Genomic DNA, 19863 nt, shown 5'->3' on the forward strand with positions numbered 1-19863 from the left:
CTCGACGTGACATCCGGCCGGCGCTGTCGGTCGACGGCTCGCGAACCGTAGGTGCCCGCCGGGCGGGGAAGTCTGTGGCGCATGTCACGGTCACCGGCGTACCTACTGGTCGGTATGGTCAAGGGGAGCCGCAACGACAGGAGGCGCGATGTCCGCGACCAACCGCCAGATCCGTCTGTCAGCCCGCCCCGTGGGCGAGGTGCACCCCGATGGCTGGGAGCACTGCGCGGGGCCCGTCGAGGAACCGGGCCCGGGCCGGTTCGCGGGCCGCACGCGCGTCATCTCCCTGGACCCGGCGATGCGGGGCTGGCTGGACGACCGTCCCTCCTACCTGCCGCCGGTGGCCATCGGTGAGGTGATGCGCGCCGGATCGGTCATCGAGGTCACCGCCTCCAACCACCCCGACTTCCAGCCGGGTGATCACGTGGTCGGAATGTTCGGCGTCCAGGAGCACGTGGTCTCCGACGGCAAGGGCGCCATGAAGATCGACACCTCCCTCGCGCCGCCCTCGACGTATCTGGGTGCGCTGGGCATGCCCGGCATGACCGCCTATTTCGGCCTGCTGGACGTCGGGGTGTTGAAGGACGGCGAGACCGTCGTGGTGTCGGGGGCGGCCGGCGCGGTCGGTTCCATCGCGGGTCAGATCGCGAAGGCCAAGGGCTGCCGGGTGGTCGGCATCGCCGGTGGGCCGGAGAAGTGCGCGTTGCTCACCGACGAACTGGGATTCGACGCGGCGATCGACTACCGCGCCGACGACGTCAGGAAGGCGCTGCGCCGGCACGCCCCCGACGGCATCGACGTCTACTTCGACAACGTGGGCGGCGACGTCCTCGACGCTGCACTGACCCGGCTGGCGATGCACGCGCGCGTCGTGGTCTGCGGTGCGATCAGTCAGTACAACAACGCCACCCCGGTCAAGGGTCCCTCGAACTACCTGACACTGCTGGTGCGCCGCGCCCGGATGGAGGGATTCGTCGTCTTCGACTATGCCAAGCGCTACCCGCAGGCCGCGCAGGACATCTCCGCCTGGATCGCCGACGGCCGCATCAAGGTCAAGGAACACGTCGTGAGAGGGAGCGTGGACGACTTCCCCGAGACGCTGCAGATGCTCTTCCGTGGCGAGAACGTCGGCAAGCTCGTCCTGGAGCTGGCATGACGGCCGCCGGGAGCGGGGCCGCGCTTTGGGGGTCGGCGAGGCCACTGCAGCGGCCTCGCAGCAGTTGACTCTCTGCAGTGGTCAGCGGATCGGGCCGTTCGCCCTGGTCGGCCTCGGCCTGGCGGACCCATTGCCCAGGGCCTTCTTGTGGATGCCCAGGTCCTGGACGGCGTGCGAGACGGGGCGGCCTGGGGTCCTCACCTCGCGGACGGCTCGCTCACGCAACTCGTCGGGGTACTTCCAAGGCCGCGTAGCCAAGGCGAGTTCACGGTTGTCTACGCCCCGGAGACGGGGTCGTGCAGGCAACCGGACGATTTCACTCGTCGTCAAGCGCGTAGACGCCGCGGGCGATCCTGCGAAGGATGCCCTCGTGGACCCACCGGCCGAGTTCGGCACGCAGTCCGCGTGCGTCGTCCAAGCCGATCCCCCGGGCGATCTCGCAGGCGCGCCAGGAACGTGCCGGGTCGGTCCGCGTCAACTGCAGCGTCCGGTCACGTCGACCCACCGGGGCCGGTTGACTCTGGTCCACGGTGATGGCCACGTCGCTGATGCGGGCCGTGCCGAGGACCTGGGCCTGGTTCGGCGGTGACCCGTACCGGGAGATCGGGCAACTTGACGCGGCGCGGGGCGATTCGCGGCCGACGCGACGGTCGGCCATTCCGTGCTCGGTCGGTCCGTGGCTTGTGTGTGCCTGTCGTCGAAGCGGCAGGTGAGGTCGTTCACGACGTCGACGACACCGTCCAGCGGGCGCGTCGGACCCACGCGGCGGCGGCGCTGTGCCGCTTTCCAGCTGCCCGGTGAGCGTGACCGCACCGTCGTGGACGGCGACTTCGGAGATCTGGGGGCTGAGCCGGAGCGCGTCGGCGAACACCTCACGTCGCACGGCCTGCCAGATCTCCTCGGCGGAGCGCAGGAAGACCTGGAGCGGGTCGCGGCGGGTGACGATGCCGACGAGCCGGTCCTTTTCGTCGGCCACCGGGAGTCGTTCGATGCCGTGTCGCGTCATCGGCCGGGTGGTCTCCGGCAGGGCCGCCTCCGCGGGACCGTCACGGCGGGCGCCGACACCAGCCCGCCGGCGGTGCGCGCCCGGACCAGGCGCCCCTCCGACTGGCGGTGAGTCAGGTAAGACCTGTGGACCCGCTCTGAGGGCCCCTCTGTTTCAGCGGTGTGTGCCGTATCACGCCCTTCAAAGCCGCCCAAGTTGCCTTAGTCACAGCGTAAATGTCCCTTTCGTGTCCATGCTCGACCTGGACAGCGACTCCCGAAGTGGAGCCCGTCGGCATGGGCGCGAAGTTCCGAAGCGGCCCATGACGCAGCCCTCGTGACGTTCCTCCTTGTTCCCCTGGAAAGGTGCCCATCATGGCCGCTTACCTCTGCCCTCCTGCCGTGATACACGGCGAGCACGCCGTGGAGACCAGCCAGATCGTGGCGGAGGTGCGCGACCGGCACCCGCATGCGGCGTGGGCCCCGCGGATCGACGGCATCGCGGCCAGTACGGGCATCGAGACCCGCGGGTGGATGCTGCCGCTGGAGACCGCCGTCGCGCCCGGCGACGGCAGCGGCCTGCAGGCTGTCGGCATCGGGACCGCCCAAGAGGCGCTGGCACGCGACGGGTTCACCCGGCAGGACGTGGACCGCGTGATCGCCGCCCTCGAGGCGATACCCGCACCGCAGACCGTCCAGGAGCGCACCGCGCCGGCCTGGGAGGCCGTGCAGTCCTACGGGGAGCGTGCGGCGCGCGGGGCCCTGCAGATCGCCGGGCTGGACGCCGCGGACATCGACTGCCTGATCACCAGTCACTCCACCACCCCGGCGCTGCCCGGTCTGGACATCGCCCTGGCCAACAGACTTGCGCTCCGCAACGACGTGATGCTGCTGCCGGCCACGCAGTGGGCCTGTGTCGCGGGGACCCGCTCCCTGGCCCTGGCGGCCGATCTCGTGGCCGCGGACCCCGATCGAGTGGTCCTGGTCGTGATCGCGGAAGCGCTGAGCACGACCTACCAGCCCGCGGACGACACCCTCGAGTCCCTGATCGTCCGGTTGCTGTTCGCGGACACCGCGGTCGCCGCGGTGGTCACGGGCCGCCCGAGGCGCGAGTCCGTGCTGCGGCTGGACGCGGCCTGGCACCACACCGTGCCCGACACCCAAGACCTGCACTGCCTGGAAACACGGGCGGACGGCACCCACTTCGTGATGGACCGGCGCGGGCCGCGCGCCGTACAGGAGACGGTCACCGCGATGTGGGAGTGGCTGCGCGTCCGTTACCAGGACGCCCCCGACTCCTGGCACCCCGACGTGCTGCTCGCGCACCCCGGCGGGACCCGGGTGCTGGAGTACATGGAGCAGACGATGCCCGACGCGTGGCCGTCCGGGCTGCTGGACTACAGCCGGGACAGTTACACCAGCGGCAACCGCGGAGGCGCCGCCGTGTTCGACATCCTGAGGCGGGCGCACGACGCCGGACAGAAGCCGGGCAGTCGCGCCGTCCTGTACGCGGCGGCACCGGGCCTCACCGCCACCGCCCTGGAAGGGGAGTGGCTGTAGCGCGAGCCCGCGCCACCCGTAGCGGCGAACGGGCCGCCCGCATCACCGGTCACGCCACCGGTACCGCTGAGGGCGCCTTCCGTACCGTCGGTGGCGCCGGCTGACGCGCACGCCGCCCCTGCCCTCGCCGCGCTCGCGTACGCCCGGCAGCGCCCCGCTCGGCAGCCGCGTCATCTTGCGACTTCCGCCCAGACCACCTTGCCGGTGTCCGTCCACCGCACCCCCCACCGGGTGGTGAGCCGGTGCACGATGTGCAGGCCACGCCCGCCGTCGTCGAGGAGGCCGCCCCTGCTCAGACGCGGCCTGCCGTTGCCGGTGTCGCCCACCTCGCACAGCAGGCCGTGACCACCACCGGCCCTGATCAGTCGTATCGTGACGGGACCGGTGGCAAAGCGCACCGCGTTCGTGACCAGCTCGCTGACCAGCAGCGGCACGTCGTCCTGGGTGTCGCTCCTGGTGTTCCATTGCCGCAGCAGTGCGGAGACGTGCGCGCGGGCACGTGCGGGCGCGTCGTCGCGAGCGGGTAGCCGCCAGGTCGCGGTGTCCCCCTTGCGGTAGCCGATCATGCGCGCGAGCAGCAGGGTCACGTCGTCGCGCCGGCGCACGGGCGCCAGTACGGAGACGACGTGCCGTGCGGCCTGCTGCAGGGCGTCCCAGGGGTGCACCGTGGACACGGCATCCGCCAGCTTGCTGATGCCCTCGTCGATCGACAGGGCCGGATCCTCCACCAGGCCGTCGGTGTAGAAGGCGAGCAGGGAACCCGGGGGCACGCCGAACGTGTGCACGTCGAACGGCTCCCGCAGCGCGAACTCGGCGCCCAGGCCGGGATGAGGGCGGACCGCGAGCGGGCCCGCGTCCCCGTTCGGAAGCACCAGGACCGGAGGGAGGTGGCCCGCGCTGGAGAGCGCCACGTGGTGGCTGACCGGGTCGTAAAGGGCGATGCAGCAGGTGGAGCCGAGGGCGCTGTAGCCGGCCGCCAGCCCGGACTCCGCGTCGTCCAGCAGCGTCACGGTCTCGTCCAGGTGCTCCAGCACCTCGTCGGGTGCCAGCCCCGCGGACAGCAGCGCGCGGGCCTCCATGCTCAGCTGGCCCATGGTTGCCGCGGCTCCCAGGCCGTGCCCGACGACGTCACCGACCACCAGCGCGGTACGGCCGTCCGGGAGAGGAAAGCTGTTCACCCAGTCGCCGCCGACGCCCGCGCTGTCGGGGGTGGCGGGCTGGTAGACGCTGGCGATCTCAATGGTGTGGCCGCCGGTCCGGGGCAGCAGTCGGCGCTGCAACGCCAGCACCTGCGTGTGCTCGCGCTGGTGTTGACGGGCCAGGTCGACGTGATGGGCGGTCCTGGCCACCAGTTCCTGCAGGTCGAACAACTCGCTGTCCTGGAAGGGGCGGTCCGCCCGCCGCCAGACCTCCGCCAGGCCCAGCACGACGGGTGGCGTGCCGTCCAGGACCAGCGGTACGCACGCCACACTCGCCGACCGGTCACCGGGCACCAGGGCACGGATCACTCGCTGACTGCCGAGCAGCCGCTCGACCGCCTGCCGGTCGGGTATGACGATGGGCTGCGGGGCATCGTCCCGCCGTACCGCCTGTGCCAGCAGGCGACTCGCGTCGCTCGGAAGATCGCCGCCCGGAGTCACGTAACCCTCGGGCCACGCCCGGTCCGGCACCAGGGCTGCCCGCCGCAGCCGGATGCGCCCCTGCGCGTGCTCGGTGACTCCCTCGCCCGTCCACACGGCGAAGTCGAGGTCGACGGCGGCCACGTCTCCCCAGGCCAGCAGGGACTCCGCCAGCGACTGCGCGGTCTCGCCGATGTCCAGCGAGGTGCCGATCGCGGTCTCGGCGGCGTACAGGTGCAGCCTCCTGGCCATGGCGATCACGGAGACGGTCAAGCCCTCCTGAGGCGCCGCGGCGGGCAGGATGCTCAGCGAGACCACCAGCTCCGACCCGTCGCCGCGCCGCAGGCGCTGGATCCGGGCGACGTGCGCCTCACCGATCTCCAGGACCTGCCGCAACCGCCGTGTGACCGTCGGTACGTCCCCGGCGGGCAGGAGATCGGCGAAGGGACTCCCGGCCACGGCGTCCAGACCCGCGAATACGGGGGCGTCCAGATTGCAGCCGGTGATTCTCAGATCCCGGTCCAGGCTGATCACGCCGAGAATCTGATCCTGACGGTCGGCTGCCGGGTTGTCGGGTACGCGTTGGCGGGTGGCGTGGTCGCCCCGCGCGTTCGCAGGACCGGCCGCCGCTGCCGCTCCGCCGCGCGGGATGTAGCGCCCGAGGGCACTGCTGACCTGGTGAAACGGCGAAGAGGACGAGGGGGAGGGTGTGGAGTCCATGCGGCTCCCTCAGCAATCCCCGGCGCAGCGCCGGGGCTGCACTCGGACCCGTGCGTCGGGGCACCGAGATCCCTGACCGCACACCTCATTGAATAACACCGGGGGTCGCTTCGCCCACACCAGTGGATCGCGTGGTGAACGCTGACCATGAGGGAACGCCGCATCGCGTGGGGCTGTGCTCACCACCTTGCCGGGGACGCCCGCCAGGATGCGACGACCGCCGCGGGACCACCGGGCGCCGGCGCCGACGGTGATGGCCGGTCCGAGTTCGCTGGAGAGGCGCGCACAGGAGAAGCGTGATCAGGCCGCCCCCACGTTATGCAGACCTGCCGCCCGAGGGATGCCGGGCATTGCGCTCGGGCGGGGCGGTAGCCGGACCTCTGGCTCATCAGCGTCTCCGACGGCGCCTCTCGGGACCGGTGACACCACCCCCGGGTCATCCGCTCCAATGCCGTCGCTTTTGGGGTGCCGGTGGTGTTGAACCATGCGTGTCAGTGTCGCGTCCGGAGCGGCTGATCGAGGACTGCCGGACCCGCGCGTGGCTCGGTGACTTCCTCGCCTTCGCAGCGAAGGAGAACCTGTTCGCCACCTTTCTGACGCCGTCGTCCGTTGCGGGGGAGGGGGAAACCGGGCAAGCGGCGGGACACCGCCCGGATTGCCGCGCTCAACGAGATCCTGGGCTTCTACGGCCTGGACCACTGGTACGCCTGGCAGGTCACGATCCCCGGCCTCGGTCCGGTCTGGCAGAGCGACAACGCCGTCGCACTCGTCTCCGTCTTCGGCCACCGCACCGACATCGAGGGGCCCGACGGCTATGTCTTCTTCGCCGCCGACAGCCGTCACCCGGCCTACCACCTGGTCAAGAACGTCGTCGACTCCTCGAAGTTCAACCTGTGCACCGCCTCGATCGGTATCTGCGAGCACGCGATGTACGACGCCGTCACCCACGCCCACAACCGCATCCTCTACGGCCGTTCCGTCACCGGTTTCCCGCACATGCGGCGCGAGCTGACCGACGCGTACGTCAGGCTCGTCGGCATGAAGTCGTTCAGCGACCGTGCTGTCCACTACTTCCGCTCCGCCGGCCCCGACGATCGCCGCTACCTGCTCTTCAACCCTATGACGCAGATGAAGGTGACCACGGAGAGCGAGAAGGTGCTTGGTCCTGAAACACGGTCTCTTGGCTCACGAGCGCGCTGGGTCGCACGTCATCAGGGAGCAGGCCACGTACCCGTGCTGGTTCGGTGCTGACTTCGAGGCCGCAGACGAGACAAAATCGCAGGTCCTAGCTCCGATCGGATGAGTTGTCGTACCACTCGATGGTGGTGCCGATGAGACTGGCGGCGACGATGCGCTTCAGGTTGGCGGGTGTCGGGGGAGCGGATGCTGCGGAGGCCATGTGCGCCACTTCCTCGTGTGCGGTGGGGACGGGTACGTGTCGGCACACGGTAGGAAGATGCAGTTCGGGGGCGCATGTGGTGGGGCAACATAGTTCGAGGGGTGGCTATGCGTGCGGCCACCATGCCGGCTCACGGAAGGGCGGTTCGGGGCTCTACCCACAAGGATCTCGAAGATTTCCTCGGCGCGGTCAACAAGGCTTTGGCCGGCCCCTGAGGACAGGGGCATTGAGATGTCGCCTGTGGGTGGTTTGTTGCGATCCGGGGTGCACGCCACTCATGATCGACGAAGTGCAGACCATGCCGGCCGTCTCTCGCTGTCTGGCGGTGGGGGAGAGGCCCGGCCTCGGGGAGCGATCACCACGTACACGGGGAACGATCTTCGGCAAGCCGAGAAGGCGCAGGTCGCGCAACTGGTCGTCGGCGACAGCACCGCCGCGCTGCGCCCGGACGGAAGAGCGGCGGCGTTCTGCACGGACGGCGCGGGGCCGGAGCGTCACCGCCCCGGCCCTTGTCCGTTCCGCCCGCTCTACGGCTCGGTGCCCCAGACGAGGGTGCCCGACACGTACACGGTCACCTTCGCCGCGTCCGCGTAGGAGGTGCCGGCGCCCCGGCTGTAGTCGTTCGACTCGTCGAAGTTCGACCAGTCCGACTTGGCCATGCGCAGCTGCAGATCACCGCTGTCCGCTCCGGCCGCCAGCGAACCGGAGGTGAAGCCCACCTCCAGGTAGTGGTCCGCGCCCGTGCGGCTCGGGGAAACGGTGCTCACCGAGGTCTTCACCGTGGAGCAGCCGAGCTGCGCCCAGTCGCAGAACGTCTGGTAGCCGGCGGAGGAGGACTCCCCGGTGAACCAGTAGCGGATGGTCACCTTGGACAGATCGACGGCGCCGGAACCGCCGTTGACGAGCTTGAGACCGGGCCTGATCCCGTTGTCACCGGTGGAGGAGTCGTTGTTCTTGTACTGCGCCTTGAGGCCCGGAGTGCCTCCTCCTCCGCTCGAGGCCTTGGTGGTGGCGGACACCGCGGTGGACGAGGCCGAGACGTTTCCGGCCGCGTCCTTGGCCTTGACGGTGTACGTGTAGGTGGTGGAGGCGGCGAGCCCGCTGTCGGTGTAGGACGTGGTGGTGGCGCTGCCGACCTTGGTGCCGTCGCGGTAGACGTCGTATCCGGTGACCGCGGTGTTGTCCGTGGACGCGCTCCAGCTCAGGGTGGCGCTGTTGCTCGTCGTGGAGCTGACCGCGAGACCGCCGGGAACGGTCGGGGCCTGCGTGTCACCGCCGCCACCCGATCCGCTCAAGGGCGGGTTGGCGTTGGCGAGCAGTTGACGGAACTGGGTGGAGAACCAGTGCCCGGCGAGCGGGGAGTTGGGCAGTGCTCCGGTGAGGTTGTTCCCGTTGCGCCCGTTCCCGGTGTACGTGGGGTCGCACATCCGGTCGAAGCCCTTGCCCTCGTCGTTGTCGACGGCCTGGCTGGCCCCGTCGGACTCGCCCGGCGGCTTGGCCCACACGTAGGCGTCGATTCCTGTGTCGGGTGCGGTCGCCGGGCGCTCGCCGAGACCCGCCCCGCTCTGGTTGCACCAGTTTCCGGCGTGGATGCGCCGGTCGATGCGACCGCCGTCCACGTAGGCGTCGACGCTGGTCGTCGGTCCGGGACCGGTCGGCCGGGCCGAACCGCCCCAGCCGTTGCGCGAGGTGTCGATGAGCATGCCGATGCCGGCGTCGAAGCCCTGGGCGACGAGCGCGGTGCGCAGGCCCTGCGCGTACGAACTCTCGTCGTTGTACTGGTTCCAGTCGATCCACTTCGACTGGCGCACCGTCTGCCCGTTGACCGTGTCCGTCACCTTCACGTACGGCTCTTTGGTGGCGGAGTAGTTGGCGGTGTTGACGATGAAGCCCGTCACGTCGTTCACGGTGGCGCCGTTGGTGGTGGCGGCCTTCTTGAACTCCTGGGCCGACGGCGTGAGGTTGCTGTCCCAGCCGAGCCAGCCGTGGTGGCCGGCGTCGATGTAGTTGTAGGCGTTGGGCAGAGCGCCGAGCTTGTGGAGGGCGTAACCGACGCCCTTCTCGTAGTTGCCGTTCGCCTTCATGGTGGCGCACTGGGGCGTGGAGCCGGCGGTGCCGCCCGCGTTGGTCACGAGGTTGGGCAGCGAGTCGGGCTCGATGAGGTTGACTATCCGCAGGCTCGCGTAGGCCGGGTCGGCGAGGATCGCCGCGATCGGGTCGATGTAATCACTCTGGTACGTGGCCAGGTCGTCGGGGCCGAGTTCGCCGTTGGAGGCGAGGGCCGCGCAGTCCCGGCCCGGCAGGTCGTAGATGACCAGCTGGACGAGGTTGGCGCCCTGCGCCTTGGCCGCGTCGAGGTGTGCCTTCAGACCACGGGCGTCGGCGGTGCCCTGGATCGCGGCCATCCGGTCCAGCCAGACGAAGGTGGGCTGGTCGGAGATGGCCGAACCGCCCGGCTCGGCCGCGGCCTTGGCAGACCAGTCGGGGTTCACGTAGGCCTTCGCGCCGACGTAGGGATTGTCGAGTTTGGCGGCCGCGGTCGCGGTGGTCGGAAGGGCGGCGACGGTCAGGGCTCCGAGAAGGGCACCGACGGCCAGAGCGGCGGTCCGCTTCGGTCCGCCTCGGCGCACGGTGGAGTCGGGTCTACGGGAAGGCATCGGCCATCTCCTGGGGAGAGCAGGCGGGTACGGTCGGCGTGCGGGTGCGCTGGCGGCCTCCGGTGTGCCGCGGCTCGGGCACACCGGACGGAACTCCGCCGGACGGGCGTTGCGTTCAGGCATGACGAAGGTGCGACCGCGTGCGTCGCGCAAGCTGGAGCCGGAGGGCCGCCGAACATGAGCGCGCCGCGGCGTCGTCCGGACGTGGACCCGGCGTCTTGCCGGTGCGCGTGGACGGTGCCCGGTCACTGATGTGACGGCGGGGACATGGGGCTGAAGGTGGGAGCGCTCCCAAGGTGCGGCGTTCGGCCTGTCGATGTCAACACTCGTGCGAAAGATCCCCTGCTGACGTTCCGTCACTTATCGGCTCCGTGGGGTGGGTTGCTCGCGGGCTGCACGGATGCACGCCCGGGTTGCGGCGGGCGCGAAGGTGCGGGAGATCCGGGAAGCGGCCCGCGGGGAATCCGGAAAGCGGGGGTGCGCCCCGCGTGGCCGCAGGGGTGTGCGGGCGCGGTCCGAACGGAGCGTGCCCGCGGTCGGCGACTCCGCCGAGGGACACGATCGGCGCGTGGGGTATTGACGCGAACACGCTTAGTGGCTTCCATGTGCGCAGTCCGGCTTCGACGAGCCGGCCGTCGGGAGCGGGACACTCCTGTCGGTCCGCGGGAGCCGTCATGCCGGACGCCCATCCGCCTGCCCGCCCGGAGACGCGCGCCCAAGAATGGGAGCGCTCCCACCCGGAGAGGACCCCCCCCCACCATGCGTCACCCACCCTCATTTCGCGTCCGGCGCACCCTGGTCGCACTCCTCACCGCGGCCCTCGCGGCTCTCGTTCCGTTCACGGTGGTGGTGCCCGCGCAAGCGGCCGTCGCTCCCTCGTCGCCGTCGCCCGCGGCAGCCGCGTCCGGCGCCGGATACTGGCACACCGAGGGCCGCCGGATCCTCGACGCGCAGAACCAGCCGGTGCGCATGGCGGGCGTCAACTGGTTCGGGTTCGAGACGTCCAACTACGTCGCGCACGGCCTCTGGTCGCGCGACTACAAGTCGATGGCCGACCAGATGAAGTCCCTGGGCTACAACACCATCCGCCTGCCCTACAGCGACGACATCTTCAAGGGCACCCAGCCCAACGGCATCACGTACGCCAACGGTCTGAACTCCGACCTGCAAGGTCTCAACTCGCTCCAGGTGATGGACAAGATCGTCGGCTACGCGGGCGCCATCGGCCTCAAGGTCGTACTCGACCGTCATCGGCCCGACTCCTCGGCCCAGTCGGCGCTCTGGTACACCTCCGCCGTCCCCGAGGCGACCTGGATCGCCGACCTCAAGGCCCTGGCGGGGCGCTACCAGGGCAACACCGCCGTGATCGGCATCGACCTGCACAACGAGCCGCACGATCCCGCCTGTTGGGGCTGTGGCGACATGAGCACCGACTGGCGGCTCGCGGCAGAGCGGGCCGGGAACGCGGTCCTGTCCGTCAACCCCAGCCTGCTGATCTTCGTCGAGGGCGTTCAGACGGTGAACGGTCAGAGCACCTGGTGGGGCGGCAACCTCGCCGGGGTCGCCACCGCGCCGGTGCGGCTGAGTGTCGCCGACCGCCTGGTCTACTCGGCCCACGACTACGCCACCAGCGTCGCGCAGCAACCGTGGTTCAGCGACCCGTCGTTCCCGGCGAACATGCCGGCCGTCTGGGACAAGTACTGGGGCTACATCTTCAAACAGAACATCGCCCCCGTCTGGCTCGGCGAGTTCGGCACCACCCTGCAGTCGACGGTCGACCAGAAGTGGCTCGCGGCGCTCGTCGACTACCTGCGCCCCACGAACACGTACGGGGCCGACAGCTTCAACTGGACCTTCTGGTCGTGGAATCCGAACTCCGGCGACACGGGAGGCATCCTCAAGGACGACTGGCAGACCGTGGACACGGTGAAGGACGGCTACCTGGCATCCATCAAGGCCCCGGGCTTCACCGGAGGCGGGGGAGGTGGAGACACGACCGCGCCCTCGACACCGGCCGGACTGGCCGTGACCGGCACCACCACGTCGAGTGTGTCCCTGTCGTGGAAGGCCTCCGCCGACGACACCGGGGTGACCGGTTACGACGTCTACCGTGGCACCGCCAAGGCCGGTGAGGCCACCGGCACGTCCTTCACCGACACGGGCCTCACCGCGGGGACCCGCTACGAATACACCGTGCGGGCTCGCGACGCGGCCGGCAACACCTCCGCGGCGTCCGCGCCGGTCACCGCGACGACCGCCGGCACCGGGGGCGGCTCCAGCGGATGCAGCGCCACCTACAAGGTGAGCAGCGACTGGGGCAGTGGCTTCAACGCCGACATCACGGTCACCAACACGGGCTCCTCGGCGACCAGGTCGTGGCAGGTCACGTGGGAGTGGCCGGGCGGCCAGACCATCTCCGCGATGTGGAACGCCTCCTACAGCCAGGTGGGCAGGACGGTGACCGCGAGCAACGCCGGCCACAACGGCGCCATCGCGGCCGGCGCCTCCACCGGCTTCGGGTTCGGCGCGACGCCGGGTGGCGCCGGTACGCCGGTGCTGAACTGCCGGGCCGGCTAGGGCTGTGACCGCACAGGTTCACCGGCTTGGTGAAGTGTCGGCGGTGCGGGCTATGTTCTCGGGATGAACGATGCCGAAGTCGCCGCACTCTTGGCCGGATGCGATTGCTGTCCGTACCACGGGGTGTGGCAGGCCTCCCCTTTTGCGGAACGTACGGTCGGCGGTGTGCGGTATGCCCTGGTCGCGGTCGACCCGGGGTTGAGCGCGCTGGTCCTGCAGCGTGACGACGGCTCGCTGTGGTTTCTGCCGGAGGGTGATGTTCCCCGGCTGGTGAACTCCAGCGTGGAGGCGTTCGTCGCCTTCAACCGCGCCTATGAGGAGGCCACTGCTGAGGCCGACGCGTACGAGTGGCCCGGTGACGGCCTGAGCGAGGACGAGACCGTAGACCTGGTCGAGCAGGCCGGTGACGCGCTCACTGAAGCGTTGCTGGAACGCTTCAGGGTGCTTGACGCCGCAGCTGTTGCCGATGAGAACTCCTTCTGGCACATCGGGGCTGAGGAGCTGGGCTACGGCATGTAGCGACCGCGCGGAACACCGGGCAGGCAGCCCACGCTGCGCTTACGAGGGGGGCGCGTTCCTTGCGTTCGACGGCCAGGATGTCGCGGTGGCACGCGGACGGAGCGGGACGCGACGTCCTCCCGTCCCGGACGGACAGCACCGTCCGGGACGGGAAGGAGGAGGCTTCTGCCGGGGCAGTGAGCCTCCTCCCTCTCATGCCAGGGTGAACTTCTGGGCGTCGGAGCTGTTGCAGTCCCAGATCTGGAGGCGTGTGCCGTTCGCGGTGGCGCCCGACGGCGAGTCGATGCACCGGCCGGTGGCCGGGTTGGACATCGAGCCGTCGGAGTTGGCGACCCAGTTCTGGTAGGCACCGCCGTTGCAGCCGGCCAACTGGAGCTTTGTGCCTGCCGCGTTGACGCCACCGGCGATGTCCAGGCACTTGCCCAGCGTGCGCAGGGTCTGACCGCTCCACGTCCACTTCTGGTCGAGGGAGGTCGCTTGCTGGCAGTCCCACAGCTGGACCGCGGTGCCGTCGCCGCCGGTGTCGTCACCCGCCACGTCCACGCACTTGCCGCCCGGTCCGTAGATCGGGGTACCGATGGCGAAGTTCTGGGCGCCGGAGCTGTTGCAGTCCCAGATCTGGAGGCGTGTGCCGTTCGCGGTGGCGCCCGACGGCGAGTCGATGCACCGACCGCTGGCCGGGTTCCTCAGCGAACCGTCGGTCTGCCGCACCCATGCCTGGTAGCCGCCGCTGTTGCACGTGGCGAGCTGCAACTTCGTCCCCGCGGCGCTGTTGCCGCCGGCGATGTCCAGGCATTTGCCGAGGGTCTGGAGGGTCTGGCCGCTCCAGGTCCAGTGCTGGTCCCTGGCCGTCTGCTGGCAGTCCCACAGTTGCACCGCGGTGCCGTCGCCGCCGGTGTCGTCACCCGCCACATCGACACACTTGCCGCCCGGTCCGGTGATCGTCTGGCCGGTCGACGAACCGCCGCCGCCACCCCCGGAGCCGGGTCCCTTGTTGTAGACGGCCACGGAGTCGACGACCAGCTTGCCGCCGGAGACCGTCGACGCGTTCGGGCCCCCGCCGAAGGCGTCCGGGAAGCCGCCGCCGATCGCCAGGTCGTAGATGATGAAGAAGGGGTGGTCGACCGCGTCGGACCAGGCCGTCGCGTCCACCTGGTTGGCGCTGACGGTGAAGAAGTTGTTCCCGTCGAGGTAGAACCTGATCTGCTCCGGCGACACCGAGCGGTCGATCTCCGCCGCGTAGTCGTGGAAGCCGGTCTGACAGCCGGCACAGGCGCGTTCACCCGAGCCGATGCCGGTCGACTCGTTGCACGGTCCGCCCGGGTTCACGCCGCAGTGGAGGGTGCTGAAAACGGAGCTGCGGCCGTTGATGTCCTCCATGATGTCGATCTCGCCGGACTTCGGCCAGGTCACACCGTCGCGCAGCGGCGCGCCGAGCATCCAGAACGCCGGCCAGTAGCCCGCCCCGTTGGCGGTGGTGACGTTGGGCTGCTGGAGGACGGACTCGATACGTACGACTCCGCCGGCCGGGGCGCCGAAGGACGCCGACTGGGTCTCCACGCGACCGGAGGTCCATCCGCCCCGCGGGTCGGAACCGGAATGCAGCGCTTGGAGCACCAGATGCCCCTGGCCGTCGTAATAGACGTTCGAGGTGCTGTTGGTCATGGTCTCGATCTCACCGGTGCCGAAATTGCTGCCCGGCCCGGTGTCGTACTTCCACAGGCTCTGGTCGATGCCGGTGCCGGACGCGCCGTTGAAGTCGTCGCTCCAGGTGAGGGTGAAGCCCGACGGCGTCGGGGGCACTGCCGCTTCGGCGTTCGGCGTCCCGGTGACGGTGGCCGCCATCGTCACCACGACGACGGGAATCAGGGTCAGCGCTCTCTTCCATCCGCGGCGCCGTGGTCTCGCAGAGGATAATCGCATATGTCGGACCTCCGAGGAAAAGGCGTGATGGTGTCTGTCCGCTACGCCGCCCCGTGATTTCCGCCAACGGTGCGCAGGACGGGCGCACTTGAGGATCTGGATGGCGACGAACAGGCGAGGCCCGGCGCCTGGGCTGCCGTGAACAGGCAGTCCGCAGCGGGCGGTTGGGCTTTCGTCCCTTGACCGGCGGAGACACCGTCAGCGCAGGTGACGGCCGGCGGGTGTTGAGCCGTGTGGAGTTCTGTGCGGGGGCGACGCTATTGGACCGGACCAATGCAGTCAAGGCTGTGCGACGGACCTCGACTTGGAGGAACCGATCTCCGTGGCCCTGTCCTCGGAGGGCGGTTCATACGTCCTTGAGTCGCGCTCTGTGACCGCCTGATGCTGTGGGGCCCGGCACTCGGGAGCCGCGTCGGCAGGATCCGATGCTCCTGCCGACCTTGTGCCGGATGACCTGTGGAGACGCGTGGCGGCCCCACTGCGGCAGGTGTCGCCTGATCGGGCTTTCCGTCGCTTGAAGTCCTGGCGTGCGTAGCTGAGTTGGCGGGGGGTGGGGGGCACGGCCGACCGCCGCACACCGCTGGCTAGCATCTCTTCACATGACGAAGCGGGGGTGGCGGCTGAGTGCCGTGGCGGTGCTGGCGGCGGTCTGTTTCTCCGGTCCGGGCGGGCCGAAGGTCATCCGTACGGCGTCGGACCTCGGCCCCCTGCCCGCCGACCGCTACGACTACACGCCGCAGGACTACCAACGATCGCAGCGGGCATCGGCGTTGCTGGTCCGTCAGTGCATGGCGGAACGCGGCTACGCGGACTTCCCGCTCGACCCCCGCTACCCCAGCGACCCCGCCGTCGTCACCGCGGTCAGCACCGACTACGGCGCCCTGGATCTCGCCACCGCCCGCCGCTGGGGCTACGGCTGGGACCCGGCAAAGCCCCTGGCCCTCCGGCCGAAGGGCCGCCGGATGACCGACGCCGAGTATGCGGACTTCCCCGCCTGCGGCGTCGAGGCGAACCGGCGGCTGATGCGCGGCATCGACCTCGAGCGGGACTGGCTCTACGCGACTGCACGGGCGATCGAGGTCGACAAGGCGGTCAAGCGCGACCCGCGCCTCCGCGCGGCCTGGGACGTGTGGTCCCACTGCGTGGCAGAACAAGGATTCACGCGCTATCCCGACCCCGTCGCGGCGTACACGGACACCGACTGGCAGCGGGACGGTGACGGCAATACCCGGCATACGCGGCGGGAGCGTTCCACCGCCGTCGCGGACGTCACCTGCAAGCGCCGCCACCACACGGCCGAACTCTGGCACACCGTACGGGCGCAGAAGCAGGCCGTGGACATCGCACGGCACCGCGACCGCTACGACGCCGGACTGCGGGCGCTGCGGACGTACCGGACCACCATCGCCGAGGTGCTGCGAAAGCTCGGCTAGTGCCGTGACCGCACAGGTTCGCCGGGTCGCGTCAGGCCACCCTGTGACTCGCGGCCGTGGAGGGCCGCTCCCGGGGCGCATCGAGCGATGAGTTCCGACACGAAGAGAGGTCTTCTCGGGCGGACGTGCTCGTGAGGCGCCGGCCGAGGCGCCGCCCGTTCTCGGGCCGTGGGCACGTGCGAACTCGACCGAACTCGACCGAGTTCGATGACCGGTGAGGAGACTCCAGCGTGAGCGACATCGTGGTCCAGAGGATCATCCGGCCCGAGCGCGCGGTATCGGGCCCGTGGCTGGAGGTGATCGCCTCGAATCTCGACTACCACCGAGCGACCTTCTTGTGGAAGTGCGAGGGCCTCTCGGACGAACAACTGCGGCTGCGTCCTGTGCGGTCGTCGGCGTTGACCCTGCTGGGGCTCATGCGTCATCTGCAGGGGGTCGAGCGTGCCTGGTTCCAGCGGACGCTGGCCGGCACGACGCCTCGCTTCTTTCCCTATCGGACCTACGTCACCGCTGATGGCGGAGAGTGGTACGACGAGTCGGACGCTACGCCGGCCAGGGACGTCTACGAGGACTACCTCAAGGCGTGCGAGGAGTCGCGGCGGATATTCGCGGAGGTGACCGTCGACATCGCGCGCATCGTGCCTAACCCGGAATTCGGAGACACCGATGTGCGGTTCGTCCTTGAGCACGTGATCGAGGAGTACGCCCGTCACGTCGGCCATGCGGATCTCCTCCGCGAGGGCATCGACGGCGCCACCGGCGAGTAGCCGACCGTCCAGGCGCCGACGACGCGGTCCCGGCGGCGTACGTAGCTCGCCCGCGCAGTTCCGGCTGCTCTGGGCAAGGGCGTCTCACACGTCGTCGGAGTCGTCCTCACGTTCCAGCTCTCTCAGGACCCTGGCCAGATTCCGCCGGCTGACCTTCGTCTTGGGGTGATCGGGTCCGAGTACGCGAACGCGCGCCCGCAGGATGACGCGGTGCTCCCGTTCCGCTGCTTCCAGGCGTCCGAGGTCCTGAAAGACCAGAGCCAGATTGTTCCTGCTCGTCAGGGTTCTGGGGTGTTCATCGCCGAGTGTGCGCCGGCGGACTTCCAGGACCGCAGTGTGCTCGTGCTCGGCTTCGGCCGGACTCCCGAGTCTGCGCAGCAGGGAAGCGCGGTTGGCCCGGCTCGTCAGGGTTTTCGGATGCTCGTCACCCAAAGTGCGCCGACGAGCCTCCAGGACGGAAGCGTGTTCCTGCTCGGCTTCGACGAAACGCCCGAGCCGGCGCAGCAGTCCGGCGAAGCTGCTGCGGCTGCTGAGGGTGTCGGGATGCTCCGGCCCCAAGAGGCGGGTGCGGGTGTCGAGCGCGACGCGATGCTGGGCCTCGGCTTCTCGCAGGCGACCCATCTCGCAGAGGACCAGAGCCAGATCATTGCGACTGGAGAGAGTGTGCGGGTGCTCGGGGCCCAGTACCAGCGTCCGAGTCGCGAGCACCGTTCGATGCCCGGCTTCGGCCTCCTCCAGCCGGCCCAGATCGAAGAGGCACGCGGCGTGGTAGTTGCCGGCTGTCAGGGTTTCGGGATGATCGGCGCCAAAGACGTCGGCCATGGCTTCAACGGCCGTTCGGGCACACTGTTCGGCCTCCGAAAGGCGCCCCAGCTGGCGCAGCATGACGGCGAGACTGCTTTGGCTGGTCAGGGTCTTGGGGTGCAGTGCTCCGAGGTGGTCCCTGTATTCCTGAAGGGCGCGGCCGTAAGCCTGTGCCCCTATGGCGTACAGCCCGTACTCGTGGGCGGTCGAGGCTAGGCGTACGGCTTCGCTCGCGTCCGCCAGGGGCAACGCCGCGGAGAAGACGCGTTCGGGTACCTGCGTCTCCGGGGTGGCACGCTTCTGGCCGGCGTCGACCAGGTAGTCGAAAACGTCGACGGGCCCGTCGGTCACGCCCGGGCCACCAGCGGGGACGAGCAGGGCGGTTGTGGCGCGGCGTTGCCGGGTGGCCCAGGACCAAGCCTCCTCGGGCGTTTCCGGGCGCAGGCGTGAGCCACCTCGTTCGCGCAGGTAGGCCTCGTGCAGACTCTCCAGGAGCGACCGGGGGAGTGGGCGGGTGAGACCGGCGCGCCGGCAGTCGACCGCCGCTGTGACGAGCGCCGCCGCCCGTGGATGATTGGCCACGTCCCACGCGTCGAGCCAGTCGCCCAGCAGTTCCGGTCCCGCGGCCAGGTACTCGGCCAGCCCGTAGTTTCCAGCGCAGTTGAGGGCATCGGCGATGCGGGTGTCCCATGCCCGGGTCCGTGCCCTCCGGAGCTCGTTCGACGTGAACAGTCGCGCCAGTCGAAGCTGCACCGCTTGTTCAAGGGTTTCACTCGCTTCGGAGAGTTCCGCGGAATCCGCCGTCCCCGTATCGGTGTACCGCGTCATCTCCGCCGATCGGAGGGTGCCGACAACGACTCGGTGATGGCCGTCACCGGTGGTCAAACGACTGATGCTTGACCGCGTCAACCCGTCAGGGCCGAGGAAGCGCTCCATGCCGTCCAGCCACAGAACGCATCGAGGCAGTCGGGAGGCCCGGGCGACAGCGGCGGGCAAGGCCGGTCGGTGCAAGGGCGCGATGAGAACGTGGTCGGGAAGTGCGGTACGCATGGCCTCGTACGCCAGGCGCGACTTGCCCGCGGTGGACTCTCCTATCAAGAGGACGAAGCCGCCGGCCGCCAGCGACTCCACGACACGAGTGTGTACGTCACGCGGCACGTAGGGCGGTACGCGATGACGGCTCACGCGGACTTGGTGACCGACAGCCGGGTCCGCACGAGAAGCCGGCTCATCGGCGTCCCTTGCCGGATGTACGCCGAGCAGGATCGGATCTGACACCTCTCGTACCAGGGGCAGGTGCCCTCCGGGCAACACCAGGCACCCCTGGACCAGCGCGAGGTCATGTTCCTCGGCCCGCTCCCGTCTCCGCTGGAAGTCGGTGAGAAGTGTGGGCATGAAAGCTCCTGCGATCGCCGCGGTCATCGCGCCCGGGACCAAGAGCCACCACCAGGTGATCTCCGCTGCCGCGAGCACGGCGGGAACGGCGGCGCCGAGCGCAGCCGTACAAACCACGGTCCTGGCCGTCCATGTCCGTGAGCCGCGCAGAAGTCTCCTCACCTCATCGCCCCCCCGAGGCGGGAGGATCTCGGAACCCGGAATCCCCCTCCACGTGAATCGCCGCCTGCCGTCATCCCTGGCGATATACCCTCGACAGGCTGCGAAACGCATGGGTTTGCCGCAGTTGCAGCAGTGCTCACCGCCTCATGGCACATGGCACATGGCGCATGGAGCTGGAGCTTGGAGTG

10 protein-coding genes and 3 pseudogenes are annotated in these 19863 nt (G+C 69.6%); 7 read left to right on the forward strand and 6 right to left on the reverse strand.

Annotation, left to right across the window (positions count from 1 at the left end; translation table 11 throughout):
• Positions 1 to 148: 148 nt before the first annotated feature.
• A complete protein-coding gene (locus ACFYW9_RS08950) occupies positions 149 to 1156 on the forward strand; it encodes an NADP-dependent oxidoreductase (protein ID WP_389146632.1) in 1008 nt (335 codons plus the stop codon).
• 319 nt (positions 1157 to 1475) lie between these two features.
• Here the strand turns inward: ACFYW9_RS08950 and ACFYW9_RS08955 are convergent.
• Positions 1476 to 1806 (reverse strand): annotated as a pseudogene (locus tag ACFYW9_RS08955) (IS4 family transposase); the annotation flags it as partial.
• A gap of 281 nt (positions 1807 to 2087) precedes the next feature.
• Positions 2088 to 2162, reverse strand: a pseudogene (locus ACFYW9_RS08960) (CBS domain-containing protein); the annotation flags it as partial.
• A gap of 353 nt (positions 2163 to 2515) precedes the next feature.
• Here ACFYW9_RS08960 and ACFYW9_RS08965 point away from each other — a divergent pair.
• Positions 2516 to 3700, forward strand: a complete 1185-nt coding sequence (locus ACFYW9_RS08965) for a type III polyketide synthase (protein ID WP_389146635.1) — start codon at positions 2516 to 2518, stop codon at positions 3698 to 3700.
• A gap of 170 nt (positions 3701 to 3870) precedes the next feature.
• On the opposite strand, the gene ACFYW9_RS08970 is transcribed toward ACFYW9_RS08965, so the two are convergent.
• Entirely contained in the window at positions 3871 to 6039 is a 2169-nt protein-coding gene (locus ACFYW9_RS08970) for a SpoIIE family protein phosphatase (protein WP_389146637.1), read from the reverse strand.
• 509 nt (positions 6040 to 6548) lie between these two features.
• Between ACFYW9_RS08970 and ACFYW9_RS08975 the strand changes: the two are divergent.
• Positions 6549 to 7200, forward strand: a pseudogene (locus ACFYW9_RS08975) (acyl-CoA dehydrogenase family protein); the annotation flags it as partial.
• Positions 7201 to 7965: 765 nt separating this feature from the next.
• Here the strand turns inward: ACFYW9_RS08975 and ACFYW9_RS08980 are convergent.
• Complete coding sequence (locus ACFYW9_RS08980) at positions 7966 to 10095, reverse strand: glycoside hydrolase family 6 protein (RefSeq protein WP_389146640.1); 2130 nt, start codon at positions 10093 to 10095, stop codon at positions 7966 to 7968.
• Between the two features lie 759 nt (positions 10096 to 10854).
• Here ACFYW9_RS08980 and ACFYW9_RS08985 point away from each other — a divergent pair.
• Both ACFYW9_RS08985 and ACFYW9_RS08990 read left to right on the forward strand, forming a co-directional pair.
• Complete coding sequence (locus ACFYW9_RS08985) at positions 10855 to 12672, forward strand: cellulase family glycosylhydrolase (RefSeq protein ID WP_389146643.1); 1818 nt, start codon at positions 10855 to 10857, stop codon at positions 12670 to 12672.
• 63 nt (positions 12673 to 12735) lie between these two features.
• Positions 12736 to 13191: an SUKH-4 family immunity protein gene (locus ACFYW9_RS08990; RefSeq protein WP_389146646.1), complete on the forward strand. Its 456-nt coding sequence runs from the start codon at positions 12736 to 12738 to the stop codon at positions 13189 to 13191.
• A 192-nt stretch (positions 13192 to 13383) separates the two neighbouring features.
• Here the strand turns inward: ACFYW9_RS08990 and ACFYW9_RS08995 are convergent, their stop codons facing one another.
• Positions 13384 to 15114, reverse strand: a complete 1731-nt coding sequence (locus ACFYW9_RS08995; protein WP_389146649.1) for a ricin-type beta-trefoil lectin domain protein — start codon at positions 15112 to 15114, stop codon at positions 13384 to 13386.
• A gap of 599 nt (positions 15115 to 15713) precedes the next feature.
• Between ACFYW9_RS08995 and ACFYW9_RS09000 the strand changes: the two genes are divergently transcribed.
• On the forward strand, positions 15714 to 16547 hold the full coding sequence (locus ACFYW9_RS09000; RefSeq protein WP_389146652.1) for a hypothetical protein: 834 nt from the start codon (positions 15714 to 15716) through the stop codon (positions 16545 to 16547).
• A gap of 230 nt (positions 16548 to 16777) precedes the next feature.
• Positions 16778 to 17314: a DinB family protein gene (locus ACFYW9_RS09005; RefSeq protein WP_389146655.1), complete on the forward strand. Its 537-nt coding sequence runs from the start codon at positions 16778 to 16780 to the stop codon at positions 17312 to 17314.
• An 84-nt stretch (positions 17315 to 17398) separates the two neighbouring features.
• On the opposite strand, the gene ACFYW9_RS09010 is transcribed toward ACFYW9_RS09005, so the two are convergent.
• A complete protein-coding gene (locus ACFYW9_RS09010) occupies positions 17399 to 19513 on the reverse strand; it encodes a tetratricopeptide repeat protein (RefSeq protein WP_389146658.1) in 2115 nt (704 codons plus the stop codon).
• Positions 19514 to 19863: the final 350 nt, after the last annotated feature.

The sequence above is a fragment of the Streptomyces sp. NPDC002698 genome (assembly GCF_042888945.1).
Lineage (GTDB): Bacteria > Actinomycetota > Actinomycetes > Streptomycetales > Streptomycetaceae > Streptomyces.